At 69.5% G+C, this 24,873-nt stretch carries 24 protein-coding genes; 11 read left to right on the top strand and 13 right to left on the bottom strand.

Annotated elements, in window-relative coordinates; translation table 11 throughout:
* Positions 1-5: 5 nt before the first annotated feature.
* Positions 6-1,160: a cation:proton antiporter gene (locus tag ACY48E_RS01035; RefSeq protein WP_462870188.1), complete on the top strand. Its 1,155-nt coding sequence runs from the start codon at positions 6-8 to the stop codon at positions 1,158-1,160.
* Positions 1,161-1,166: 6 nt separating this feature from the next.
* On the opposite strand, the gene ACY48E_RS01030 is transcribed toward ACY48E_RS01035, so the two are convergent.
* The gene (locus ACY48E_RS01030) at positions 1,167-2,537 is read right to left on the bottom strand and encodes a cytochrome P450 (protein WP_462870187.1); all 1,371 of its coding nucleotides are present in this window, start codon (positions 2,535-2,537) and stop codon (positions 1,167-1,169) included.
* 109 nt (positions 2,538-2,646) lie between these two features.
* On the opposite strand from ACY48E_RS01030, the gene ACY48E_RS01025 reads away from it, so the two are divergent.
* Positions 2,647-3,288: a TetR/AcrR family transcriptional regulator gene (locus ACY48E_RS01025; RefSeq protein ID WP_462870186.1), complete on the top strand. Its 642-nt coding sequence runs from the start codon at positions 2,647-2,649 to the stop codon at positions 3,286-3,288.
* Positions 3,289-3,300: 12 nt separating this feature from the next.
* Here the strand turns inward: ACY48E_RS01025 and ACY48E_RS01020 are convergent, their stop codons facing one another.
* The gene (locus ACY48E_RS01020; RefSeq protein ID WP_462870185.1) at positions 3,301-4,827 is read right to left on the bottom strand and encodes a phytoene desaturase family protein; all 1,527 of its coding nucleotides are present in this window, start codon (positions 4,825-4,827) and stop codon (positions 3,301-3,303) included.
* A 38-nt stretch (positions 4,828-4,865) separates the two neighbouring features.
* Positions 4,866-5,594 carry an SDR family NAD(P)-dependent oxidoreductase gene (locus tag ACY48E_RS01015; RefSeq protein WP_462870184.1) on the bottom strand — a complete coding sequence of 243 codons (729 nt, stop codon included), beginning with the start codon at positions 5,592-5,594 and terminating at the stop codon, positions 4,866-4,868.
* Between the two features lie 199 nt (positions 5,595-5,793).
* On the opposite strand from ACY48E_RS01015, the gene ACY48E_RS01010 reads away from it, so the two are divergent.
* Genes ACY48E_RS01010 through ACY48E_RS00980 form a run of 7 tightly spaced genes read left to right on the top strand, consistent with a single transcriptional unit; the run spans position 5,794 to position 12,975 of the window.
* Complete coding sequence (locus ACY48E_RS01010) at positions 5,794-7,116, top strand: L-fuconate dehydratase (protein ID WP_462870183.1); 1,323 nt, start codon at positions 5,794-5,796, stop codon at positions 7,114-7,116.
* 28 nt (positions 7,117-7,144) lie between these two features.
* Complete coding sequence (locus tag ACY48E_RS01005) at positions 7,145-8,242, top strand: sugar ABC transporter substrate-binding protein (RefSeq protein ID WP_462870182.1); 1,098 nt, start codon at positions 7,145-7,147, stop codon at positions 8,240-8,242.
* Positions 8,239-9,741 (top strand): sugar ABC transporter ATP-binding protein, encoded by a 1,503-nt coding sequence (locus ACY48E_RS01000; protein ID WP_462870181.1) that lies wholly within the window; start codon positions 8,239-8,241, stop codon positions 9,739-9,741. Before ACY48E_RS01005 ends, ACY48E_RS01000 begins: the two co-directional genes overlap by 4 nt.
* Positions 9,738-10,793: an ABC transporter permease gene (locus tag ACY48E_RS00995; RefSeq protein WP_462870180.1), complete on the top strand. Its 1,056-nt coding sequence runs from the start codon at positions 9,738-9,740 to the stop codon at positions 10,791-10,793. The genes ACY48E_RS01000 and ACY48E_RS00995 overlap by 4 nt, the downstream gene beginning before the upstream one ends.
* A 4-nt stretch (positions 10,794-10,797) precedes the next feature.
* Positions 10,798-11,142: an L-rhamnose mutarotase gene (locus tag ACY48E_RS00990; protein ID WP_462870179.1), complete on the top strand. Its 345-nt coding sequence runs from the start codon at positions 10,798-10,800 to the stop codon at positions 11,140-11,142.
* Positions 11,139-12,086: an aldo/keto reductase gene (locus ACY48E_RS00985; RefSeq protein ID WP_462870178.1), complete on the top strand. Its 948-nt coding sequence runs from the start codon at positions 11,139-11,141 to the stop codon at positions 12,084-12,086. Before ACY48E_RS00990 ends, ACY48E_RS00985 begins: the two co-directional genes overlap by 4 nt.
* Before the next feature lie 43 nt (positions 12,087-12,129).
* A complete protein-coding gene (locus tag ACY48E_RS00980) occupies positions 12,130-12,975 on the top strand; it encodes a fumarylacetoacetate hydrolase family protein (protein ID WP_462870177.1) in 846 nt (281 codons plus the stop codon).
* On the opposite strand, the gene ACY48E_RS00975 is transcribed toward ACY48E_RS00980, so the two are convergent.
* Positions 12,976-13,650, bottom strand: coding sequence for a DUF6636 domain-containing protein (locus ACY48E_RS00975; protein WP_462870176.1), 675 nt, complete (start codon positions 13,648-13,650; stop codon positions 12,976-12,978).
* Between the two features lie 194 nt (positions 13,651-13,844).
* Between ACY48E_RS00975 and ACY48E_RS00970 the strand changes: the two genes are divergently transcribed.
* Complete coding sequence (locus ACY48E_RS00970) at positions 13,845-15,032, top strand: low temperature requirement protein A (RefSeq protein ID WP_462870175.1); 1,188 nt, start codon at positions 13,845-13,847, stop codon at positions 15,030-15,032.
* A gap of 9 nt (positions 15,033-15,041) precedes the next feature.
* Here ACY48E_RS00970 and ACY48E_RS00965 read toward each other — a convergent pair whose 3' ends face one another.
* The 3 genes from ACY48E_RS00965 to ACY48E_RS00955 all read right to left on the bottom strand — a co-directional run bounded on the left by ACY48E_RS00965 (position 15,042) and on the right by ACY48E_RS00955 (position 16,768).
* Positions 15,042-15,692 carry a hypothetical protein gene (locus tag ACY48E_RS00965; RefSeq protein WP_462870174.1) on the bottom strand — a complete coding sequence of 217 codons (651 nt, stop codon included), beginning with the start codon at positions 15,690-15,692 and terminating at the stop codon, positions 15,042-15,044.
* A 160-nt stretch (positions 15,693-15,852) separates the two neighbouring features.
* Positions 15,853-16,215 (bottom strand): DUF2200 domain-containing protein, encoded by a 363-nt coding sequence (locus ACY48E_RS00960; protein ID WP_462870173.1) that lies wholly within the window; start codon positions 16,213-16,215, stop codon positions 15,853-15,855.
* Between the two features lie 34 nt (positions 16,216-16,249).
* Positions 16,250-16,768, bottom strand: a complete 519-nt coding sequence (locus ACY48E_RS00955) for a DinB family protein (RefSeq protein ID WP_462870172.1) — start codon at positions 16,766-16,768, stop codon at positions 16,250-16,252.
* Between the two features lie 91 nt (positions 16,769-16,859).
* Here ACY48E_RS00955 and ACY48E_RS00950 point away from each other — a divergent pair, with 91 nt between their 5' ends.
* Positions 16,860-18,029, top strand: coding sequence for an iron-containing alcohol dehydrogenase (locus ACY48E_RS00950; RefSeq protein WP_462870171.1), 1,170 nt, complete (start codon positions 16,860-16,862; stop codon positions 18,027-18,029).
* Here the strand turns inward: ACY48E_RS00950 and ACY48E_RS00945 are convergent.
* The 6 genes from ACY48E_RS00945 to ACY48E_RS00920 form a co-directional block, all read right to left on the bottom strand.
* Positions 18,023-18,640, bottom strand: a complete 618-nt coding sequence (locus tag ACY48E_RS00945; RefSeq protein WP_462870170.1) for a GOLPH3/VPS74 family protein — start codon at positions 18,638-18,640, stop codon at positions 18,023-18,025. The genes ACY48E_RS00950 and ACY48E_RS00945 overlap by 7 nt on opposite strands.
* 143 nt (positions 18,641-18,783) lie before the next feature.
* Positions 18,784-19,710, bottom strand: coding sequence for a TAXI family TRAP transporter solute-binding subunit (locus ACY48E_RS00940; RefSeq protein WP_462870169.1), 927 nt, complete (start codon positions 19,708-19,710; stop codon positions 18,784-18,786).
* On the bottom strand, positions 19,707-21,161 hold the full coding sequence (locus ACY48E_RS00935) for a sensor histidine kinase (protein ID WP_462870168.1): 1,455 nt from the start codon (positions 21,159-21,161) through the stop codon (positions 19,707-19,709). The genes ACY48E_RS00940 and ACY48E_RS00935 overlap by 4 nt, the downstream gene beginning before the upstream one ends.
* A 1-nt stretch (position 21,162) precedes the next feature.
* Entirely contained in the window at positions 21,163-21,825 is a 663-nt protein-coding gene (locus ACY48E_RS00930; protein ID WP_462870167.1) for a response regulator transcription factor, read from the bottom strand.
* Positions 21,826-22,204: 379 nt separating this feature from the next.
* Positions 22,205-23,200, bottom strand: a complete 996-nt coding sequence (locus ACY48E_RS00925) for an endonuclease/exonuclease/phosphatase family protein (RefSeq protein WP_462870165.1) — start codon at positions 23,198-23,200, stop codon at positions 22,205-22,207.
* 57 nt (positions 23,201-23,257) lie between these two features.
* A complete protein-coding gene (locus ACY48E_RS00920; RefSeq protein ID WP_462870164.1) occupies positions 23,258-24,865 on the bottom strand; it encodes an alkaline phosphatase D family protein in 1,608 nt (535 codons plus the stop codon).
* Positions 24,866-24,873: the final 8 nt, after the last annotated feature.

The raw sequence follows: 24,873 nt of genomic DNA, 5'->3' as shown, positions 1-24,873 counted from the left end.
CGACCATGAGCTTCGGGGTGCTCGCGGTGGTGTGCGCCATCGGCCTTCTCGGACCACTGCTGGCGGTCTCCGAGCGCCTGCGCATCCCGGTGGTGATCGGTGAGCTGGTGGCCGGGATCATCCTGGGCAGAACGGGTCTGAATTTCCTGCGGCCCGAGGATCCCACTTTCTCCTTCCTCGCCGAGATCGGGTTCGCCCTGGTGATGTACGTGGCCGGTACGCACGTGCCGATGCGTGATCCCGACCTGGTGGCCGGCGTTCGCATCGGTGGTGTGCGCGCCGCGCTGGTGGGGGTTGCCTCGGCCGTGGCCGCGGTGGCGATCGCGGCGATCTTCGGCAGCGCCCACGTGCCGCTGTACGCGGTGCTGATGGCGTCGTCGTCGGCGGCGATCATCATGCCGATCATCACCGGGGCCTCGCTCACGGGACGGTCGGTGGTGCAACTCATTCCGCAGATCGCGATCGCCGACGCCGCCTGCATCGTCGCCCTGCCGCTGGTGATCGACCCCGTCCGGGCACCGCGGGCGGCGCTGGGTTCGCTCGCGGTGATCGCCTGCGCGGCACTGCTGTGGCTCGTCCTTCGACAGCTCGAGCGGAACGGTATACAGCGGCGCATCCACCGGGTGTCGGAGCACCGCAAGTTCGCGGTGGAACTGCGACTGAACCTGGCGATCCTGTTCTCCCTCGCCGCCCTGGCCACCTACACGCAGGTCTCGATCATGTTGGCGGGCTTCTGCTTCGGGCTGGCCGTGGCCGCCATCGGGACACCGCGGCGGTTGACCAAGCAGATGTTCGCCCTCACCGAGGGCTTCCTCGGGCCGGTGTACTTCGCGTGGCTGGGTGCCTCGCTGGATCTACGACAACTCGCCGCGCACCCGTCGATGATCGGACTCGGGGTGGCGCTGGGGCTGGGCGCGGTTCTCGCGCAACTGATCACGCGCATCCCGCTGCCACGATTGTCGCCGCAGCCGCTCCCGATCGGGGTGCTGGCGGCCTCACAGCTCGGGGTGCCGGTGTCGGCGGTGACTCTGGGCACGCGCGGTGATCTGCTGGCGCCCGGTGAGGGCCCGGCGATCATCCTCGGGGCGCTGATCACCCTCGCCGCAGCGACGGTCGCGGGGTCGGTGCTCTCCAAGCGCGCGGGGGCGCCGACGGGCTGAGCGCCGTCAGGACGAGCGCCGTGCCACCAGGTGCACCGGCTGCCCGTCCTTGGGGAAGGGCAGGGAGGTGAAGTCGATAGGCGTGTCGTACTCGGCGGGCACCGTCCAGGTGAACCGCGTCAGCAGATGATGCATCACGAGCTTGATCTCGATCGCCGAGAAGAACCGACCGATGCAGGTGTGCGCGCCGCCGCCGAAGGGGTGCCAGGACTCGGCGAGATGTGCGGGTGTGCCGTCGGCGAAGCGTTCGGGGCGAAACGCCTCCGGCTCGTCCCACAGGTCCGCCATGTGGTGGGTGAAGTGCGGGGTCAGCAGGACGAAGGTATCGGCGGGGACGAAGTACCCGCCCACGGAGGTGTCCTTGACGGTCTTGCGCACCATGGTCGGTACCGGGGCGAGCAGACGCAGACACTCGTTCATCACCATCTCCAGCGAGACGAGCGAGGCCACCTCCTCCGGCGTACCGGGTTCGGCGCCGAGGCGCAGCGACTCCGCACGGCACCGCTCCTGCCAGTCGGTGTGCTGGCCGAGGTAGCGCATCATGGTCGAGAGCGTGATGGTCGAGGTGTCGTGCGCGGCCATGAGCAGAAAGATCATGTGGTCGATGACGTCGTCGTCGCTGTAGCGATCGCCGTCCTCGGTCTCGATGCGGCACAGCACCGAGAAGATGTCGTCGCCGTCACCGGCGCGGCGGGCCGGCAGGTACTCGCGCAGGAACTGCTCGAGGTACCGGCGGCCGCGATGCCCGCGGTCCCACCGTGTTCCGGGGATCCGCGCCCGAACCAGCGACGACGCCGCCTGCACGCAGTCGACGAACGCGCGGTTCACGCGGTCCATCCGCTCGGGGTCGACGCCCTCCGCGCCACCCATGAAGATCTCGGCCGCGATGTCGAGGGTCAGCGTCTTGAGCTTCGGGTACACCAGCACCCGACCGCCCGCAGGGTCGCCGGGATCGAAAGCGTCGAGTCGCGACGCGATGGCAGGGCCCATCGCGGCGGTGTAGCTGGCCAGGCGGGCCTTGGTGAACGCCTGCTGCATCAGCCGCCGGTGGCGACGATGCTCGTCGAAATCGAGCAGCATCAGTCCGCCGTCGAAGAACGGGCCGACGAGGTAGCCCCAGCCCAGCCTGTTGCTCAGCGCCTTGTCGTGGTTGGCCAGCGCCTCCGCGCACGCCTGCGGGCCGACGACGAGGACGAACTTCTTGCCCAGCAGACGCATCCACGAGACGGAGCCGAACCGGGCGTACTGCTCGCGCCAGAGCGCCAGGGGATCGCCGATCATCCGCAGCGTGTGGCCGAGGAACGGGATGCGCCCGTTGCTGCCGGGTATCGGTGCGAACCCGCTGCCCACGGGCGGCGTGCTGAGAACACTGGTCATCGGTATCTCCTCGTACTCGACCGTGGCGGTCGGTGAGCAATGGCAGTCTGACATGCTCGACTGTCAGATGTAGCGTGCGTCACACGACCGAATAAGTCAAGATGGTCCGGTGACCGGAGCAGCGCGGACGTACCGCGGCATCAGCGCCACCGACCGCGCTGCCGGGCGGCGCAAGCAACTCCTCGACGCCGGGATCGACCTGCTGGGCACTGTCGGATTCGATCAGACCACCATGACCGCCGTGTGCGCGCACGCACGTCTGACCGAGCGTTACTTCTACGAGAGCTTCCGCAGCCGCCAGGAACTGTTGATCGCCGTCTGCGAGAGCGTGGCCGAGTCGCTGCGCACCGAGGCCCTCACCCGCATCGCCGCAACCGAGGGCGACTCGATGGCCAAGTTGCGTGCCGGGGTATCCGGCTTCGTCGAGATTCTCGTGGGCGATCCGCGCGTCGGGCGTGTCGCCCTGGTGGAGGTGGCGGCCGCCGACTTCATGCGCGCCGAACGACGGAAGCTGATGCGGCAGTTCCACACCCTGATCATCGAGCAGGCACGCGAGTTGTTCGCCGACGACGCCCTACCCCCACCGCGGGATGCCATGGGCGCCATGATGTTCGTCGGTGGCTGCAGCGAGCTGATCACCGAGTATCTCGACGGCCATGTCGACGGCTCTCCCGACGACATCGTCGACGCCGCCGTGCACCTGTTCACCACCAGCATGCGCACTGCGCAGGATCGGCACCACGAAGCCTGAGGCGCGCCTGTCTCACCCCAGCACCGCACGGGCGGCGTTGTGGCCACCGATGCCGCTGACACCGCCGCCCCGGCGGGCTCCCGCGCCGCACACCAGAACGCCGGGGTAGCGCGTGTGCACTCCCCACGTACCCACCTCGTCGTCGCGCTCGGCCCAGGGCCACTGGAGGCTGCGGTGGAAGATGTTGCCGCCGGGCAGCGCCAGGGTTGCCTCGAGATCGCGCGGTGACTTGACCTCGATGCACGGCGCACCGGTGCCGTCGCGGGCCACCACATCGGTGATCGGCTCGGCCAGAACGGAGTTCAACGATGCGAGGGTGGCCTCGACGGCCCGCTCCCGCGAGCCGGGAGCGTCGAAGAGGGTCGGCGGCAGGTGCAGGGCGAAGACGGTGAGCGTGTGCGCATCGGGCCCGAGTTCGGCGCCGAGGATGCTGCGGTCGGAGAGGGTGTGGCAGTAGATCTCGGCGGGAACGGGATCGGGCAGGTCTCCGCGGGCGGCCGCTGCGTGCGCGGCCTGCAGCTGGGTGTACCCCTCGTTGATGTGGAAGGTCCCCGAGAACGCCGCGGCCGGATCCACCGAGGTGTCGAGCAGGCGGGGCAGCCGGGTGAGCAGCAGGTTGATCTTCAGTTGCGCGCCCATCGGGGCGGGCTCGTCGGCAATCGGATCCGCCCCGGTCAGCGAGTCGAACACCGTTGGTGCACAGGCGCAATGGAGCATCGAGGCCCGTGCCGAGCCGCCGTCCCACCGCACGGTCCCCGCCCCCGGGTCGACGGCGAGCACCCGCGCACCGGTACGAATGTCGGCACCGGCCGTCCTCGCCGCACGGGCCAGGGCCCCGGTCACCGCACCCATCCCACCGATGGGCACGTCCCAGTCGCCGGTACCGCCGCCGATGAGGTGGTACAGCAGGCAGATGTTCTGCCGCAGTGACCGATCATCGAGATCGGCGAAGGTTCCGATCAGCGCGTCGGTGGCGACGATCCCGCGCACGGTGTCGTCGGCGAACGTGGCGGTGAGGGTCTCGGCGAGCGGCACGGTGGTCAGCGTGTCGAACAGCTCGTCGTCGTCGACGAGGGCGCGAACCTCCTCGCGCGAGCGCAGCGGCTCGAGCACCGTGGGGAACACCCGCTCCGCGAGCGCGGCCATCCGCTGGTAGAAGCGTTGCCACGCCGCGAAATCCGCGTCGGCGCCGGTGGCGGACCGAAACGAGGCCGCGGTGGCCTCGGGGTCACCGGTGTCGACACAGATGCCACGCGACGGGCTGTGCGGCAGGGGGGTGTACGAGGAGAACCGCCGCCGCACCAACCGGATGTCGAGGTCGAGATCGGCCATGATCCGCCGGGGCATCAGCGACACCAGGTACGAGTACCGGGACAGCCGCGCGGGAACACCGGGGAACGGCTGGGCGGAGACCGCCGCTCCGCCCACGTTCTCGCACTGCTCGAGCACCAACACGCGCCGCCCGGCGCGTGCCAGGTACGCAGCCGCGGTGAGACCGTTGTGCCCGCCGCCGATCACGATGTCGTCGAAACTCTCCACGCGCCCGACGGTACGGGCTTTCCCGACCTTCGCGGCGCTCAGGAGGGCAGCCGCACCCCGGCCATGCCGCCGTCGACCGCCAGCGTGGTGCCGGTGGTCGATCCGGCCAGGGGGCTGAGCAGATAGGCGATGGCGTGCGCCACCTCGTCGGCGCGAACCAGGCGCCGGTGCGGCTGGCGCGCCTCGAGCGCCGCCAGGGCGGCGGCCGGGTCGTCCGCGGCTGCCAGCAGCCGCTGCACCCACGGGGTGTCGGCGGTTCCCGGGTTGACACAGTTGAAGCGAATCCCCTCGCGCACGTGGTCGGCGGCCATGGCCGCGGTCAGCGAGAGCACCGCGCCTTTGCTCGCGCTGTAGACCGCCCGCGCCGGCAGACCCGCCGTGGCGGCGATGGAACAGACGGTGACCACCGCGGCGTGGCCGGACTCGCGCAGGTACGGCAGCGCAGCGCGCACCGTGCGCGCGAGACCGAAGACGTTGACCTCGAACACCGCGCGCCATTCGTCGTCGGAGTTGGCCGCCACGTCGCCGACGGCCCCGATCCCCGCGCTGGCGACCAGGAGGTCGATTCCGCCGAGCCGCTGCGCCGCCGCGGTGATCGCCGAGCGCACGGTGTCGTCGTCGCACACGTCGCACTCGATCACCTCCGGCCCGGGTGTGCGGTCCAGCACCGCCACCGCCGCCCCCCGTTCGATCAGCGCCCGCACTGTCGCCGCGCCGATCCCGGAGGCACCGCCGGTGACCACCGCTCGCAGTCCGTCCATCTCCATGCCGCGCTTCCCTTCGGTTGATCCAGCGGGCCCGGTCGATTCGGCGAGCCCTGTCGATTCGTCTAGTGATCCCATGTCTGCATCGGACGCTAGCACCACAGAGGCAGATCGAGAGACTCCGGTCACACGAAAGCCACTGTTGACACAACAAACATCCGATGTATCGTCGTGTCCCAGATCACACCGACAGAGGATGCGAATGACGACGATCACCGCGCTGGCCACCTACGACGTCCGGTTCCCGACGTCCCTGGAACTGGACGGCTCCGACGCCATGAACCCTGACCCCGACTACTCGGCCGCCTACGTGGTGCTGCGCACCGACGACCCGGCCGGCCACGAGGGTCACGGGTTCGCCTTCACGATCGGCCGCGGCAACGACGTGCAGACCGTGGCCATCGATGCTCTCGCCCACATGGTGGTGGGTCGCCGCATCGACGACATCGAGAACGATCTCGGCGCGTTCGCGCGCGAGCTCACCGACGACTCGCAACTGCGCTGGCTGGGCCCGGAGAAGGGCGTGGTCCACATGGCCATCGGGGCCGTGGTCAACGCGGTGTGGGACCTGGCGGCGAAACGTCGTGGACTACCGCTGTGGGAGTTCGTGTCGCGGATGAGCCCCGACGAGATCGTCGACCTCGTCGACTTCCGCTACCTCACCGACGCCCTCACCCGCGACGAGGCGCTGGAGATCCTCATCGCCGCTCAGGCAGGCCGTGACGCACGCATCGACGAGCTCCGCACCCGGGGTTACCCCGCCTACACCACCTCGCCCGGTTGGTTGGGCTACAGCGACGACAAGCTCAGCACCCTGTGCCGGGCAGCCGTTGCCGACGGGTTCGAGACCATCAAGCTCAAGGTGGGTCTGGACATCGACGACGACATTCGGCGGGTCGGACTGGCGCGCAGCGTGATCGGGCCCGCCGTGAACCTGGCCGTCGATGCCAACCAGCGGTGGGACGTGGACGAGGCGGTGACGTGGATGCGCGCGCTCGCCCCCTTCGACATCGCCTGGATCGAGGAGCCCACGAGCCCCGACGACGTGCTCGGGCACGCCGCCATCCGCCGGGGTATCGCCCCGGTCCCGGTCTCGACCGGTGAGCACTGCCAGAACCGGGTGATGTTCAAGCAGTTCCTGCAGGCCGAGGCCGTCGATCTGATCCAGATCGACGCTGCGCGAGTCGGCGGCGTCAACGAGAACATCGCGATCATGTTGCTGGCGGCCAAGTTCGGGGTGCCGGTGGTGCCGCACGCGGGCGGAGTGGGTCTGTGCGAGTTGGTGCAGCACCTGGCAATGATCGACTTCGTCGCCATCTCCGGCACCACCGACGGCCGGGCCATCGAGTTCGTCGACCACCTGCACCAGCACTTCCTCGATCCGGTGCGGATCGTCCGCGGCCGCTACTGCGCGCCGAGCGCACCCGGGTTCTCGGCGGAGATGTCCGCCGCATCCATCGCCGACCACGTGTACCCGTCCGGACCGGTGTGGCTGGCCATCGACAGCCAGCGCCCCGCGTCCTGAGTATCCGCTCCCAGAAGGAAGTTCACCGATGAACAGGTCCACCCTCATGGCCGCGGCCGTGCTCACCACCGCACTGACCGTGCTGTCCACCGGCTGTAGCCGACAGGCCACCGATTCCGGTTCCGGCACCCCGGCGCCCGCCGCCATCGGAACGGGTGATCCCAACGGCGTCTCGGTCGGCGCCGACCAGCCCCGCTCCGACACCGACTTCTGGAGCGCCTACGCCAAGTATCTCGGGCCGAAGGCCGCCGACAACAAGATCAAGCTCGAGAACACCGCGTCGGACAACGACGCGAACCGGCTCAAGTCCAACGTCGACACCCTGATCTCCAAGAACGTCAAGGCCGTCATCATCTCGCCGCAGGACACCGCCGCGGCGGCGCCGGCCATCGCCGCGGCCACCGCGGCGAAGGTCCCCGTCGTCACCGTCGACACCCGTCCGGACTCCGGCGGCGCATACATGGTGGTGCGGGCCGACAACCGCGCGTACGGCACGAACTCGTGCATCTACCTCGGAGAAACACTGCAGGGCAGGGGCAAGGTGGTCGAGTTCCAGGGCGATCTGGCCTCGATCAACGGACGCGATCGATCGGAGGCGTTCGCCGAGTGCATGAAGTCGAAGTACCCCGGAATCGCCGTCATCGAGATCCCCACCGACTGGAAGGGTGATCGCGCGGCATCCGGCCTCGAGGACAAGCTGTTGACCGACCCCGACATCAACGGGATCTACATGCAGGCCGGCGGCGCGTTCCTGCAGCCGACTCTCGCTCTGCTGCAACGCAAGAACAAGCTCGTTCCCGCCGGGCAGCCGGGTCACATCACCATCGTCTCCAACGACGGGATCTCCGCCGAACTCGATGCCATTCGCAAGGGTGACATCGATGCCACCATCTCCCAGCCGGCCGACCTGTACGCCCAGTACGCGGCGTTCTACGCCAGGGCCGCGATCGACGGGAAGACCTTCACCCCCGGCCCCACCGATCACGGATCGACGATCGTCGACACCGGGATCAAGGGGATGCTCGAGGACCAGCTACCCGCACCGGTGGTCACCAGGAACGGTGGCGCCGTGGGCCCGCTGACCACGGTCGACGCGAACTCGACGTCGCTGTGGGGCAATTCGTGACCGATGGCGCACTGCTCGACGCCCGGGGCATCACCAAGCGGTTCGGCGCGAACACGGCGCTGAACGACGTGCGGCTGCGGGTGAGCGCCGGGCGCACCCACGCGCTCGCCGGTCGCAACGGCGCGGGCAAGTCCACCCTGGTGTCCATCCTCACCGGACTCACCGCACCCGACGCCGGGGAGGTGCTGTTCTCGGGCGAGCCCGCCCCGCCGATCTCGGATCGGGACGCCTGGCGCTCACGCGTGGCGTGCGTGTACCAGCACTCGACCATCATTCCCGATCTCAGCGTCGCGGAGAACCTGTTCCTGAACCGCCAGAACATCGATGGTCGCCTCATCCGGTGGGGCGCGGTACGTCGCCGCGCGCGCGAGATCCTCGACACCTGGTCGGTGCCCGTGGACGTCGACACCACCGCCCGTGACCTGTCGGTGGAGCATCGTCAGCTGGTCGAGATCGCCCGATCCCTCTCGCACGGAGCACGTTTCATCATTCTGGACGAGCCCACCGCCCGGCTGGACGGCCCTGCCATCAAGCGGCTGTTCACCCGCATCCGGTCGCTACAGGAGCAGGGCGTGACGTTCCTGTTCATCTCCCATCACCTCGACGAGACGTACGAGATCTGTCAGGACATCACCGTCTTCCGCGACGCACGGCACGTGATCACCGCGTCGGTGGACGAGCTCGGCAAGCCCGACCTGATCGCCGCGATGACCGGCGATCAATCCATGCCTCTCGCTCGCTCCGAGAGTCCCGAACCTGCTCGGGCCGAGGCGGTTTCGACGGCACCGGCCCTCGAGGTCACCGCCCTGGCCCGGCCCGGCGAGTTCGCCGGTGTGGATCTGCGCATCGCGCGCGGTGAGATCGTCGGGCTGGCCGGCGGTGGGGCGAGCGGCAAGGTGGAGGTGGCCGAGACCATCGTGGGTCTGCGCACCGCCGCGAGCGGGACCGTCTCGGCGAACGGGCCGGTGCGCCCTGGCAGCGTCGGCGCCTCGCTGCGCGCCGGTATCGGATTCGTGCCCCACGATCGCCACCACGAGGGGTTGGTGGAGTCGCTGTCCGTGGCGGACAACGCCACCCTCACCGTTCCCCGTTCCCTGGGCCCGCTCGGCCTGATCTCGCGGCGCCGTCGCACCGCGCTCGCCGCGGCCGCCATCGCCGAGTTGGACATCAAGACCGACGGCCCCGAGCAAACCGTGGACGGGCTCTCCGGCGGTAACCAGCAGAAGGTGGTCTTCGCCCGAGCCCTCGCGAGCGAGCCGAAGGTGCTGGTGCTGATCGGACCCACGGCGGGCGTGGATATTCGTTCCAAGGCAACACTTCTCGACGTGGTCACCCGCGCCGCTGCGGACGGCACCGCGGTCCTGGTGGTCTCGGACGAGATCGACGATCTACGCGTCTGTGACCGCGTCCTGGTGATGGTGGGCGGCCATGTGGTCGACGAGTACGGCAACGACTGGAGCGACCACGAACTGGTCGCCTCGATGGAAGGACTGCAGTGACCGGAACGACCCGAACCACCGTGACGGGCAAGGCGCCCGTCACAACTGCGACGCCACCACCGGCAGCGGTCGAGCCCGGTCCCCGCCGGCAGATCCGATGGGCCGCGCTGCGCGACTTCCTACTGGTCCCGCCGATCCTGCTGGTGCTGGTTGTCGGGTACTTCGTCAACGACCAGTTCGTCTCCACCAGCAACCTCACCAACGTGCTCACCACCATGAGCGGGATCTCGCTGATCGTGCTGGCCGAGGTGTTCGTGCTGATCGTGGGCAAGATGGACCTGTCCCTCGAGTCGACGTTCGGGTTGGCCCCCGGTATCGCGATGTGGGCGACGATGGGCACCTCGCAGGTGGGCGCCTTCGTGTGGGCGCAGCAGTGGATGGCCGTTCCGATGGCGTTGGTGGTGGGCGCTCTGGTCGGCCTGATCAACGGCCTGCTCATCGTCCGGTTCGGCCTCAACGGCTTCATCGTGACCCTGGCGATGCTCATCGCCCTGCGCGGACTGCTGACCTTCATCACCGGCGGGTTCACCCTCACCAAGATCGCACCGGCGGTCGACTGGATCGGTAACGACCGCATCCTGGGCATACCGGTGAACATCGTTCTCGCACTGGGACTGTTCGCGATCGGCTACGTGGTCCTCGGCTACACCCGGCTGGGTCGGTCGATGTACGCGATCGGCGGGAACGAGGCGGCGGCGCGCGCTGCCGGTATCCGCACCGACGCCGTGGTGATGGGCGTTCTCGTGGCGGCCGGTGCACTCGCCGCCGTGGGCGGACTGATCTACTCGGGTCAGTTCGCCAGCGTCCAGGTCAGCCAGGGCGACGGCATGATCTTCCAGGTGTTCGCCGCCTGCGTGATCGGCGGCGTCTCACTCAACGGCGGACGCGGATCGGTGGTCGGTGCGTTCTGCGGCATCGCGCTGCTGACGCTGATCCAGAAGCTGCTCTCCTACGGTGGGGTGAGCGCGGACTCGCTGAAGTTCATCAACGGCGCCCTCATTCTCATCGCACTCGTGATCACCCGTGTCGCGAGCCGACGTCGACAGGACTGACACGATGACCGCTTCCGACCGCCCACAGGTGGTGGCGCTGCACACCCGCGTCGCCGAGGGCCGTATCGACGAGTACGACCACGCCCACACCGAGGTCCCGCCCGCTCTGGTGGAGGCCATCCGCACGGCCGGGGCGTCGTCGTGGCGCATCTGGCGCAGCGGGCACGAGCTGTTCCACGTCATCGAATGTGCCGACTACCCGGCGCTTCTCGACGGTTTGCGTGACCTGCCGGTCAACATTGCCTGGCAGGCACGGATGCAACCGCTGCTGTCGACCCCGCACGACTACACCGAGGACGGCACCGACGCGGGTCTGCCGCTGGTGTGGTCGCTGAACGATCAGCTGTGAGTGTGCAGCTGCCACCCCTGGTTCTCGGCGGCGCCGGGTACGCCGGGCTCTACCGCGCCGTGCCCGACGATGTGGCCCGCGCAACCTTGACCGCCGCCCTCGAGCACGGGATCACCGCGTTCGACACCGCACCGCACTACGGCGTCGGCCTGTCCGAGGAGCGGCTCGGGGCCGCTCTGGCCGCGTTCGCCGCCGGTCGTTCCGACACCGACCCCGCGGTGATCGTCTCGACCAAGGTGGGGCGCCTGCTCGTCGACGATCCCGATGCCGTGGACGGCGCCGACGGGTTCTTCGGCACCCCGGCCCGCAGTCGTCGACGCGACTACAGCGCCGACGGTGTGCGGCGCTCCCTGGACCAGTCACTGCTGCGGCTGCAGCGCGACCGCGTGGAGATCGCCCTCGTCCACGATCCGGACGACCATCAGGAGCAGGCACTCTCGGAGGCGGCGCCCGCGCTGTCGGAGCTGCGTGCGCAGGGACGGATCGACTCGTGGGGCGTGGGGGTCAACGACGCCGACCTCGCGCTGCGCTTCGTGCGCGAGACCGACCTCGATCGTGTCCTGATCGCCGGCCGCTACAGCCTGCTCGACCGCCGCGCCCTCGAACTCCTGGGCGCCTGCGCCCAGCGCGGGGTGTCGGTGATGGTGGGCGGTGTGTTCAACAGCGGACTGCTCGCGGACCCGTCCACCCGCACCACCTTCGACTACGGCGACGCCCCCGCCGAGACGGTGGCCCGCGCGCAGGAGATGGCGCGGGTGTGCGGGGACTTCGGGGTGCCGCTGCGCGCGGCGGCCCTGCAGTTCCCGCTGCGCCACGAGGCCGTGGAGGCCGTGGTCAGTGGCGCCGCCGACCCGCAGCAGGTCCTCGACACCCTGGCGATGAGCACCCTGCCCATCCCGGACGATCTCTGGGCCGCCCTCGACGACCTGGTCCTGGTGCGGTGATGGGAAACGGCGAAAGACAGAAGACGATCAGGAAGGACCCGCAGTGAAGTTCCAGCGTATCGGCGAGGTCGGACACGAGAGACCCGTCGTGATCGACGGGGGAACCGCGTTCGACCTCTCCCCCATCACCGCCGACATCGACGGCGCCTTCCTCGCCGACGACGGCATCGCCCGTACGCGCGCCGCGCTCGCCGACGGTGCGCTGCCCACGATCGACATCGACGGCCGACGCGTCGGGGCGCCGGTGGCGCGTCCGCATGCGGTGTGGTGCATCGGGATGAACTACGCCGCCCACGCCGCGGAGTCGGGCTCCGCGCCGCCGGAGGTGCCCGTGCTGTTCTTCAAGACCCCCAACACGGTGGTGGGCCCGTTCGACGACGTCATCATTCCCCGCGGATCCACCCGGACCGACTGGGAGGTGGAGTTGGCCGTCGTGATCGGCTCGCGCGCACAGTATCTGGAATCACCGGAGTCGGCGCTGGACGTGGTGGCCGGATACACGCTCTCCAACGATGTCTCCGAACGCGAACTGCAACTGGAGAAGTCGGGCGGGCAGTGGTCGAAGGGCAAGTGCTGCGCCACCTTCAACCCGTTGGGACCGGCACTGGTGCCGGCGGACGAGATCGACCCGTCCGCTCTGCGTCTGCGCTCGTTCGTCAACGGTGAGCCCCGACAGGACTCCTCGACGGCCGACCTGATCTTCGACGTGGGCTACCTGGTGTGGCACCTCTCGCAGGTTGCCGTGCTCGAGCCCGGCGACATCATCAACACCGGCACCCCGGAGGGCGTCGCGCTGTCCGGCCGCTTCCCCTACCTCGGCCCCGGGGATGTCATGACGGTGGAGATCGACGGCATCGGGTCGGCAACCCAGACGTGTCGGGCCGGGTGATCACCGGGTCACGTTGCGATCGCGCGAGATGGTGAAACCCATCCTGCCCATGAAGCACGTGATGCCGTCGGTGGTCGAGGTGCAGGTGACACCGAAGAACGTGGCGGTCTGCCCGTAGTCCAGCACCCGCGCGGACGGCGCGGCGAGGGTTCCCGGCCGGGTGCACGAGGACAGCGCACCCTCCCCGGACAGCGTCACCAGATAGCGCGGGCCGTAGCTAACCGTCGAACAGTCGACTCCGTTGGCGGCCGCGGGCACCGACACGGCCGCCTCACACCCGAGCACCACGCCCTGCTTCCCGCCCTCGGGGGCGCCGCACGCGACGTTGCCGGTCGGGCTCGAGAAGTAGTACGACGCTCCCGGCGTGCCGCGGGTGCCCACGAAGAACGCCTCGGCGTCGACGGTGTCGTTCGCCGAGGTGAGCGACGACGGGATCCCGGCGGGGGCACCTGCGGGAGGAGGCGCTTCGATCGAGGTCTCGGCGACCGGATTCGGGGAGGCAGGAGTCCGGTCTCCGGGCTTCTGGTCTCCGGGCTTCTGGGCCGCCGGCACCGTGACCGTCGGCGCCGGCGGGGTGTCGGCTGCCGACGGGCTCGCGGTGGAGTTCGACGAGCAGCCCGTGGCTGCCATCGCGAACGCCAGCGCGGCGATACCGAGGAAGTTGGTGGTACGCATGGCAGTCCTGTTCTGTCGGGGCGTGAGCGGCGGGGTGGCCTCTCATCAGCACTATGCACATCACATCGTTCAATTCCGACCAGTCGTTCCGCCGTTGCGGTAACGAACCGATCTCCGTTTGCCGACAACTCGGTGCACGCTGGTCGGCGCCCAATCCGCGAGCCGACAACCAGGCTCGCGGTTACAGTTCACGCGTGAGCGGCAACGATTCCGACAGAACCCCCCACCGTCCCCGCGCCGCCCTGCGCGGCGGCGAGACCGTGACGTTCCTCGAGCTGTTCTTCGACCTCGTGCTCGTGCTGGCCCTGACCCAGGCGACGGCGATCATGGCCGCCGACCCCACCTGGTCGGGACTGACCAAGGGCGTCCTCGTCCTCGGCGTCATGTGGTGGGCGTGGGTGGGGTACGCCTGGCTGACCAGCGTCGTCGACCCCGAGGAGGGCATCAACCGCCTGGTCATCGCGGCTGCGATGGCGGGCCTGCTGGTGGCCGCGATCGCCCTTCCCGAGGCGTTCGACGACCGCGCCCTGCTCTTCGCCGGCGCCTACGCCGTGGTGCGCTACGGCCAACTCGGGCTGTTCTGGCTCGCCGCCGCCGACGAGGACGCCGCCGAACTGCGCCGCTCGGTCACCGGCCTGTTCGTCAGCAGCACCATCGCCGTGGCCATCATCGTCGGCGCTGCCTTCGCCGACGGTCCGGCCCAGGGAGCGCTGTGGCTTCTGGCCATCGTCATCGACATGCTCGGCCCATACGTGTTCGGCAGCGAGGGATGGCGCCTGGCCCCAAAGCATTTCGCGGAACGCCACGGGCTGATCATCATCATTGCGCTCGGCGAGTCCATCGTCGCCATCGGTATCGGTGCCGAAGCAGGACTCGGAACCCTCGAGGTGGTGGCCGTCGTGATCGGGGTGGGCGTCGCGTTCGCCATGTGGTGGCTGTACTTCGACGTGGTGGAGAAGGTGGCCTCGCGGCGTCTCCAGGACGCCGAACCGGGGCCCGAGCAGAATCGCATAGCCCGCGACAGCTACTCCTACCTGCACCTACCGATGGTCACCGGCATCGTGCTCGTCGCCCTCGGGTTGAAGAAGACCCTCGGGCACGTGGACGAGCCGCTGAAGCTCGTGGTGTCCGCGGCCATGTTCGGCGGCATGGCGCTCTATCTCCTGGCCCACGTGGCGTTCCGCTGGCGCAACGTCCACAGCCTGACCACCCAGCGTCTGGTGGCCGCGGCGATATGCCTCGCAGCGATCCCCCTCGGTACGGCGATCCCGGCCCTGACCTCGCTCGTCGTACTCGCCGCGATCGTCACCGGTGTCGTGATCTACGAAACCGTGCGTTTCCGCGACGACCGCGCGGACCTGAGGCGGCGCCTGGCGCACTGAGCGGGTGGATCAGTACACGTCTCGGCGGTCGCGGGAGATGGTGAACCCCGCCTTACCCTGGTAGCAGGTGATCCCCGCCGTGGTGGAGGTGCAGGTGACACCCTGCACGGAGATGGTCTGCCCGTAGTTCAGCGGGAGCGCCGGCCCGATGTTCGGCCCGTCCTGGCGAAAGCCGATGTAGACCCCCTGGTTCTCGCACTGCGCGCGCGCGACACCGTCGATGATCACCACCGACGGAGCGCTGACATCGGACTCCGTGCACACCACCCCGGTGTTGCTGGTCACCGAATCGCGCGCCCGGCAACCTGCCCCGAGAGCGCTCCCCGACGTCACGCCGCAGTCGACATTGCCTGTGGGCGAGCGGAAGTAGTATCCGGCCGCAGCCACGGGAGTGTCGGTGCCGATGAAGTAGTCCCGCGGATCGACGTTGGCATCGGCCGGGGTGAGGGCCGACGGGATGGCGTCGGTAGCGCTCTGCGCCGGCGGTGTGGTCGAGGTGGCGTCACTGGGCGGTGTCGAGCTGCGCGTGGTGGGCGCGGCCGCCCCCGCGCTGACGGTGGGCGCGGTGGGTGTGCCGGAGGGCGCCGGGGAATCGTCGGAACCGCAACCAGCGCACAGGATTCCGATGATCGCAACGACAGGGGCGGCAGCCCGGTGCACGGGGCGGACGAGTGCGGGGCGAGCGGGCAGGGAGCGAGAAAGCAGGGGACGAGAAAGCAGGGGACGAGAAAGCACTGTGGACTCCAATCGAGGTGTGACACACACGACATCGTCCGGTCCGAACCGCACCGTTACGGCGGAAAAGTAACAGTTTGGATCGTCAGGGGTTCGGTGACGCGCTCACCGAACGCAGCACCTTCGTCAGCGCCTTACCACGCGCCAGTTCGTCGACGAGCTTGTCCAGGTAGCGGATACGTTGCATCAACGGGTCCTCGACATTCTCCACACGCACCCCACACACCACGCCGGTGATCAGGGTGACGTCCGGGTTCAGTGTGGCCGCGTCGAAGAAGTCCGCGAACGTGGTCCGCTCTGCCAGGTGCCTGTCGAGGGTCGGCTCGTCGAAGCCGGTCAACCACTCGAGGACGGCGCGGAGTTCGCTCTCGCTGCGACCCTTGCGTTCGAGCTTGGCCACGTAGGCGGGATAGACGTCGGCGACAGGCGTGGTGAAGATGCGATGCACGTCGCTCAACTTAAGGGGTGCGCCCGCACGATGCCTAGTAGCCGGCCGATCCGTCGATGCGCTCGCGCAGGATGTCGGCGTGCCCGAGGTGACGGGCGTATTCCTCGATCATGTGGAACCCGATCCACCGCATGGACACCGCCTGCCCACCGCGCAGCCCCACACCGAGTGCGGTGGGATCGACCCCGTCGGCCACGGCGCGGCAACGCTCGAGGGTGTGGCGGTAGAGGTCGAGCACCTCCCCCGCGGGCATGCCGTGCAGCTCGGTGAAGTCGCGATCATGGACGCCGTGGTCGGCGAACGGCACCGGCTCGGGCAGGCCCGCGAACACCTTCAGGTACCAGTAGTGCTCGACGAACGTCAGGTGCCGCAGCAGACCCAGCAGCGTCAACGACGACGGCGGGGCCGACGCCGTGCGCAGCTGCTCGTCGGTCAGCCCCGAGCACTTCCACACCAGGCTCGCCCGATAGAACTCGATCCACGCGGTGCACATGTCGGCCTCGTCGGCCACGAACGGAATCGGCGCTCGCCCTGCAGAATCGGAGTCGGTCATCCTCCGATCCTGCCAGCACCGATCCGAGCCACCGGCATCGATCTGACCGAACTCGCCGCGCCACGAGCGGCCGGGCGGCACAGTGGGCGGCATGACATTCCAGATCGCCTTCCCCCGCCTCACCCGCGTCGGAGCCGGCGCCGTCGCCGAGATCGGTGAGGTGGTGACCTCACTGGGTCTGCGGCGCCCGCTGCTGGTCACCGACGCCTTCATCGTCTCCACCGGGCTCGCCGAGCGCGTGATGGACCACCTCACCGCGAGCGGCGCCATGCCCGCACTGTTCGACGGCACGGTGCCCGACCCCACCACGATCTCCCTCGGCGCCGGGCTCGACGCCGTACGCGAGCACGGCAGCGACTCGGTGATCGGGCTCGGCGGCGGCAGCCCGATGGACACCGCCAAGGCTCTCGCCGCCCTCGCCGCGAGTGGTGGAGCGATGCGCGACTACAAGGCCCCGCACCAACACACCGGCGCCTCGCTGCCGGTGATCGCCGTTCCCACGACGGCCGGAAGCGGCTTGGAGGCAACGCAGTTCACCGTCATTTCCGACAGCGACACCGACGAGAAGATGCTGTGCCCAGGGTTGTCGTTCCTGCCCGTCGCCGCGATCGTCGACCCCGATCTCACCATGACGATGCCGCCGCGCCTGACCGCCGACACCGGGGTGGACGCACTCACCCACGCTGTCGAGGCCTACGTCAGCCGCAAGGCCAACCCGTTCTCCGACGCGTTGGCCCTGGCCGCGATCGGCACGATTGCACGCAACCTGCGCACCGCCTACGCCGACGGCGGACATGCGCAGGCACGGTCGGCGATGATGATCGCCGCCACCCAGGCCGGAATGGCCTTCTCCAACGCGTCGGTTGCGTTGGTGCACGGCATGTCCCGGCCCATCGGAGCCCACTTCCACGTGGCGCACGGGCTGTCCAACGCGATGCTGCTGCCGGCCGTCACCCGCTTCTCCGTCGACGGTGCCACCACCCGCTACGCCGACTGCGCGCGGGCGTACGGGGTGGCCGCGCAGAGCACCGACGACACCGCCGCCGCAGCGGCCCTGGTGGACGAGATCACCACGCTCTGTGCGGATCTGGCCGTACCCACCCCGGCGTCCTACGGCATCGACGAGCAGCGGTGGGAGGAGCTGATCCCGTTGATGAGCGAACAGGCCCTCGCGTCGGGCTCACCGGGCAACAACCCGGTGGTCCCGGACGCGGCGCAGATCGCCGAGCTGTACCGGGAGGTCTACCGCGGGCGTCAGTAGCCCTGGATCTCCGACCAGGCGCGGCGCAGGCCGAGTGCGTACTCGCTGTCGCAGACGATGCGCTCGACCGTCGCCCGGTCCGACGCAGTGAGCTGCTCGCCCACCACACGGTGCACGTAGCCCACGGCGTCGAGCACGGCGATGAGAGCGGCCAGACGCGAGTTGACCTCCGAGCCACCCTGCACGGCGAGGCGAACCTGCTCGGTCAACTCCCCGGTCGGCGCGCTCTCCGTGGCCACCAGCCGGGTGCGGCGCAGCACCCCGCCACTGGTGACGGTGACGTCGCCGCGGGCGACGAGGTCGTCGCGCACCACCCGATCCGGGCGGGCAGCGCCGGTGAAGTCGACGTCGGCGGAGGTCAGCACGTTGCGCAGCAGAGCCGGCGAATCAAGCTGCGCCAGAACGGCATCGGCTGCGCGATCACCGGTGGGTGTGCTGTCCACGGGCTCGATCTTGTCGCCGATCACCGACACGCGGCCCGCGAGGACCAGCTCGCCGATCGCCGCGGCGGTCACGATCCGGGCGAACGAGGTGACCGTGCGCGCACGTCCGGTGGTGGGGTCGTAGGCCAGCAGAAGTGCAGCTTGGGGAAGCGACGTCGATACGCTCATGGTGGGGTGTTCCTTCCACGCTCAGCCAGGGAGCCGGACGGCCCCGCGATGACCCGACGCTAGCGAGAGTCGGACATTTCAACCATGAATCGCGGTGCTTCTTAGCGGGGACTTAAGACAACTGCCCGGACAGCGAGCGATCACTACCTATGTTCGGTCCGATATCGGCTCGCGGCACCAGGATGCAGCGCGAAGGACCCGGTGTCGATGAACGATCGCGCGCGCAGATTCTGGGCGCCGCGCGCTCCGTCCGGAACCAGATCGGGTGCCGACGACAGCAGCAGCGCCACCAGATCCGACGCGATGTCGTCCGCCAGGTCCGGCCGTGTGAGCAGAAGGTTCGGCAGACCCACGGTCGAGACCGGTGGCGAATCCGCATACGCACCGCCGGGCACGGTCAACCGTCGGAATGGGGCGCCGAGCGTGGAGACGACGGATTCGACGACGCCCGCCAGATCCACCAGCCGCACCGGTCCGGACTCCGCGAACGCCGGGGTGGGCACCGCACCGATCCACCCCACCGCATCCACCGATCCCTCGCGCAGAGCCTTGGCGGCGGCGCGCAGACCCAGCGGTGTCACCTCGACGTCCCGCACGGTGTCGATCCCGACCGCAGCCAGCACCTCGGGCAGGGCGACGAACGTGCCCGAACCCGTGCGCCCCAGGCTCACCCGACGACCGCGAAGATCGTCGACCACCCGCAGGTTCGACGAGGCCGACGCCGCGATCTGCAGATAGTTGTCGTACACCCGCGCGATCGCGACGAGGCTGTCCGGCCGGTCGGCCGTGAAGGCCAGGGCGGTGTCCTGCTGGGTCAGCGCCACGTCCACCTCACCGGCGGCGAGAAGCTCGAGGTTGCGACGCGACCCCGGCGTGACCTGCACGTCGATCGCGAGGGTGTCTCCGCGCGCGGCGGCGGCGGCCAGCAACCGACCGAACGCCAGGTAGCCGCCACCGTCCTCCCCCGCCGCCAGCCGGATCGCGTGCGGACTCGCATGCGCGCACCCGCCGATCACGGTGGCCACCGCGCCGATGGCCGCACCCAACAGGAACCGCCTGCGCTCGATCACGATGCGGCCACCGTCTCGCTGACGGGCAGGACGACGCGGAATGTCGCACCGCGCGGATGCGTGGCCGCCATCTCCACCGATCCTCCTCGCATCTGCGCCAGCGCCACGGCGATGGACAGGCCCAGACCGGATCCGCCCTCGGTGCCGCGGACGAATCTCTGCGTGAGCGTCGGGGCGACCCCGGAGTCGAACCCCACACCGGTGTCGATCACCTCGATCACCGCGTTCTCCCCCGCCTCCGCGGCCCCCGACGTCGAGGTTGCCGGGGTGGTGGATGTTGCCGGGGTGGTCGAGGTTGCGATGGTGACGGTTGCACCGCGGCCGGCGTAGCGGGAGGCGTTGCTCAGGGCGACGTCGAGAATCTGGGCGAGCGAGTCCGCGGAGATGGCCGCCACCACCGACGCGTTGTCGGGCGCCACCTGCAACTGCATGCCGGCGCGCGCGAACGACTCGGCCCAGGCGTCGACGCGGTCACCGACGACGACGTCGACACGGCACGCCGCGTTGCCGGCGGACTCGGCGGTCAGCGCGGCGTGTTCGAGCTCGGCGAGGGTGAGCATGCCGTCGAGCACGGCGCTGAGCCGATCGACCTCGGTGGCCGCGCGCTCGAGCTCACCTCGCGTGGCGTCCGGTGCTGCCATCGAGATCGCGTCGAGCCGAAGCTGCAGTGCTGCAAGCGGATTGCGTAGCTGGTGGGCGGCGTCGGCGGTGATCCGCTGCTGGGTGGCGACGGCGTCGACGACGGTGGCGGACAGGTCGTCGAACGAGCGTCGGAGGCGTCGGAACTCCCGCGGCCCACCCACCTCGGTGCCCGGTTCGTCGTCGGCGGTGCGCCGGCCCGGCAGCCGCGCCGAGAGCTCGACAAGATCGTTCGACATGGTCTCGAGCGGGCGGAGCACCCACCTGCTCACCAGCACCGCACCGCCCATGAACAGGGCCACGAGCACAACCGACACCGCCGCGATGCCGAGCCACAGCCGCCCCAGTTCCGACCGCAGCGGAGCCGTGGACGCCTCGATCACCACCACTCCGCTCGGGTCGCTGAGCCGACCGATCGGATAGGTGAACACCGCGTCCGTCGGCCCCCACGGCAGAACCTCGTCGAGCGGGGTCGACTCCTCGCTGCGCAGTGCCGCCTCGACGGCCCCGAGGATGCGGGCATCGGCCGGATCCCCACCGGCCGAGGCGATCACGATGCCGCGACTGTCGGTGACGAGCACGGTGTCGCCGTAGAGCTCGCTGTATCGACGCGCGTACGTGGCCAGTTCGTCGTACCCGCCCGCGGGCGTCACGGCCTCGGCCAGCCGCGAAATGTAGTCGAGGTCGCGGTTGCGTTCGAGCACGAAGTCGCGGGTCCGCGACGCCGAGAACGACAGTGCCAGCGCAGCGGACAACCCGGCGATCGAGACGATGAAGAGCACCCCGAGCACCACGATCAGACGCGCGCGCACCTCACACTCCCAGGCGGTAACCGAAGCCGCGGATCGTCGAGATCAGGCCCGGCCGATCCAGCTTGGCCCGCAGGCTCGTCATGTGCACATCGAGGGAGCGGGAGACCACCACGAACGCGTCGCCCCACACCTCGTCGAGGAGCTGCTCTCGACTCACCGCCGTACCGACCTTGCCCGCCAACACGCGAAGAATGTCGAACTCCTTCTGCGTCAACGCGATCGGCAGTCCGTCCACCGACACCGCTCGGCTCGCCAGGTCGATGCTCACGTCGCCGATCACCACCGAGTCCGCGGCGGCACTCTCACTCGCCCGTGCGGCGCGGCGTGAGACCGCCTCGATTCGCGCCAACAACTCGCTCAGCCGCGCCGGTTTGACCAGGTAGTCGTCCGCACCGGCGCGCAACCCGGCCACCACCGACCGCTCGTCGCCGCGGGCGGTGAGCACCACCACCGGTACGGCACTGACCGAGCGGAGCTTGCGCAGCACATCGATCCCGTCCGCATCGGGCAGACCAAGATCCAGCAGGACCACGTCGATGTTCTCGTGCCGTGTGAGGATGTCGCTGCCGCGCCGCATGCGCACCGGGGTCAGGTGTTGCGATCGCAGCGCGGACACCAGAGCGTCGCCGACCCCGTCGTCGTCCTCCACCACGGCGATGCGCATCAAATCACCTCGACATTCGTGCCGCGTGCGATCCTGCCACACGGTGGGTGGCAGGCGTCGAAGGCGACCCGACGCGGAACTGGTGGCCGGGCGGCGGCGCTCCGGACAATGCACGACGGGTGGGGCGTCAGATCGAAGAGCGTGACCCCGTCGACGGCGGTGGACGGGAAGGTCGACGCCAGGTGCATCCGGGTTGTCGTACCGGTACCTCAGCGCTGCGGTGGGTGTGAGCGCCAGGACAAGAGCGGCCGGCAGCCGAGATCTCCATCAGCCACAGTGACGCGGGGACGAGCCCAGCGGGGGCGGGGCTCGGTGGTGTCGGTCCCGGGCGCGTCGGGCTCACGCGTGTCCGGATCGGGGGTGTGGGCGGGGTGGGCGGTCATCGAGGTGGGACGAGGACGCGGACGAGAAGTCCGCGATGGTCCGAGCCCCGCACGTCGACGGGGCACACGGAGATCGGGGCAGCATCTGCGATCAGCACGTGGTCGATGGCGATGATCGGTGGGTACCACCGGTCCGCGGCGTAGGTCTTGATCGGGGCGACGCCGAGCGCGGTCGCCGCATCGAGGAATCGGCCGGACGCCAGGCGTCGGAAACGCACGTGATCGCGGGTGGCGTTGAAGTCGCCCGCCACGATCACCGGGCCCTCCGGCAGATCGTCGAGCAGAGCGCGAAGCCGGTCCATCTCACGCAGCCATGCTCCCGGCCGCCGGGGCCACGGTGGGACAGGGTGGGCGGCCGCCACCCTGACCGGGCCGACCTCCGGGACCGCCACGGTGGCGGAGAGCAACTCGCAGACGAAGCCGTCGTGTCGGACCATCGCGCTGAGTGGGTACCGACTCCAGATACCGGTCCCCTGCCCGCCGTCACCTGGCGACAGGTGGTGGTACGGCAGCGTGCGCTCGAGGCCCGCCGCCCGCAGACCGTCCACGGTGACCTGCGAAAGTTCCACCAAGGCCAGCACGTCCGCACCGTGGGCGCGCACCTGCGCTGCCAGGTGGGCTGTATCCGCGCCGCCGAGGAGCACGTTCGCGTGCAGCACCGCCAGTTCACGCCCCACATCCGCTGCGGGCGGGGCCGGTCGACGGCGGCGGCGCTGCGTGAGCGCGGCCACCTGTCCCACGACGACTCGGGCCACCACAACTGCGGCCACGACGACTCCGGCCACCGCCCCGAGGAGGCTCCACACCGACGGGTCGACGAGCGCGGCCACCAGCACGAGCACCGCGCCGGGCAGCGCCGCGAGCCTCAGGTACGGGGCCAGCGCCGCCGCCACCAACACGACCTGTCGTCGCGAGTCCAGATGGTGCGCCGCGACCCCGGCCACCGCGATCAGTAGTAGGGCGACCCCGACGAGGGTGAGGACAATGGGCACCTCACCCAGTGAACCAGGCTGAGCGGAACTGCTGCCCGGGTGATGCTCGGAGCGGACCTACTCGGAGACCCCGATCTCCGGTCGCCCGGACGGCACGACCACCGTCGCGCGGGTCCGGGCGGGCACTCCGGGTGCGGACACCGTGTCCACGGTGCGCAGTTCGGCCGTCCACTCGTCGGGCGTCAGGCGCGCACGCACGTGCCCGCGCAGAGCGTTGCCGAACTTGACGTGCGGCGACGCCGCCGCGATGGCCCGGCCGGTGTCGTCGACGTCGGCGCCGTTCTTCCCCGAGGCGATCGAGGTACCCGCGAACTCCACGCCCACCACCGGGGCCGACGGGTCCTGATAGTCGCGTCGCAGCTCGGAGACGATGCTGCGGTGGATGTCGCCGACGATGGAGACGAGGTTCTGCGTGCCGCGCTCGCGCGCCCCGTCGAGGATCCGGTGCCGTGAGCCCTCGTAGCCTCCCCACTGGTCCATCGGCACTACGCGCTCACCGTTCTTCTGCGCCGCCAGGTCGGAGATCACGGTCTGATGGGCGAGGAACTTCCACCGGGCGGGACTGGTGAACCCGTCGAGGATCCACTTCTCCTGCTCCGGCCCTGTGATGGTGCGGGCAGGGTCTGCGGTGACGGCGTCCTGCGGGTGCTCGCCGTCGCCGTCGGCCTGGTCGTCGCGGTACTGCCGAGTGTCGAGCACGGAGAAGTCGACGAGGTCGCCGAAGGTGAATCTGCGGTACTCGGCGATGTTCGGGCCGTTCGGACGCAGGTTCGCGCGCACCGGGGTGTTCTCCCACCACGCCTTGAACGCATCGGCGCGCCGCAGCAGGAACTGCCGCGGGTCGTCGTTGTTCTGACTGATCGACCCGGCCCAGTTGTTCTGCACCTCGTGATCGTCGAACGCGGAGATCCACGGTGCGCTGGAATGTGCGGCGGCGAGATCGGGATCGGACTTGTACAGCGCGTAGCGGTCACGGTAATCGGCGAGCGAGACCGATTCGTGGCGCATCGACTCGGGGAACGCCGCGCCTCGCACCCCACCGCCATCGGTGAGTGGGTACTCGTAAATGTAGTCACCGAGGAAGAAGATGACGTCGAGGTGCTCCTGCGCCATGTCGGCGTAGGCGTTGTAGAAGCCCTCCTCCCACTTCTGGCACGAGGCCCAGGCGAATGTCAGCGCAGCGCAGGCCGATCCGGGCGCGGGCGCGGTCTTGGTGCGGCCCACAGGGCTCGCGTCGGAGCCGACCATGAAGCGGTAGAAGTACTCGCGGCCCGGCTCGAGGCCCGTGACGTCCACGTGCACCGAGAATCCGTCCTGGTCGGTGGCCACCTCCACACCGCGCGCCACGACCGCCCCGAACGAGGGATCGTGCGCGATCTCCCAGCACACCGGCACGATGCCCGGTGTCATCCCACCGAGGGGCGCGACCGGGTCCACCACCAGTCGCGTCCACAGGACCACCGAATCGGGCAGTGGGTCGCCGGAGGCGACACCGACGCGGAACGGGTAGCCGGGCGGTGTGACGGGCGCGGCCGACGCGAGGGTGTTGCCCGTCAACGCGGGCGTGAACGCGAGCGCGCCGACCAGCGCGGTCCACGTGAGGAACTGACGTCGAGTGGTGCCGGCGCGCAGTGACCTGTCGGATCCGATCACGAAATCGTTCATGAACCTCA

The organism is Rhodococcus sp. AZ1 (assembly GCF_054979605.1).
Note: the sequence above shows the minus strand (reverse complement) of the source record. Positions and strands in the feature narration are given on the sequence as shown.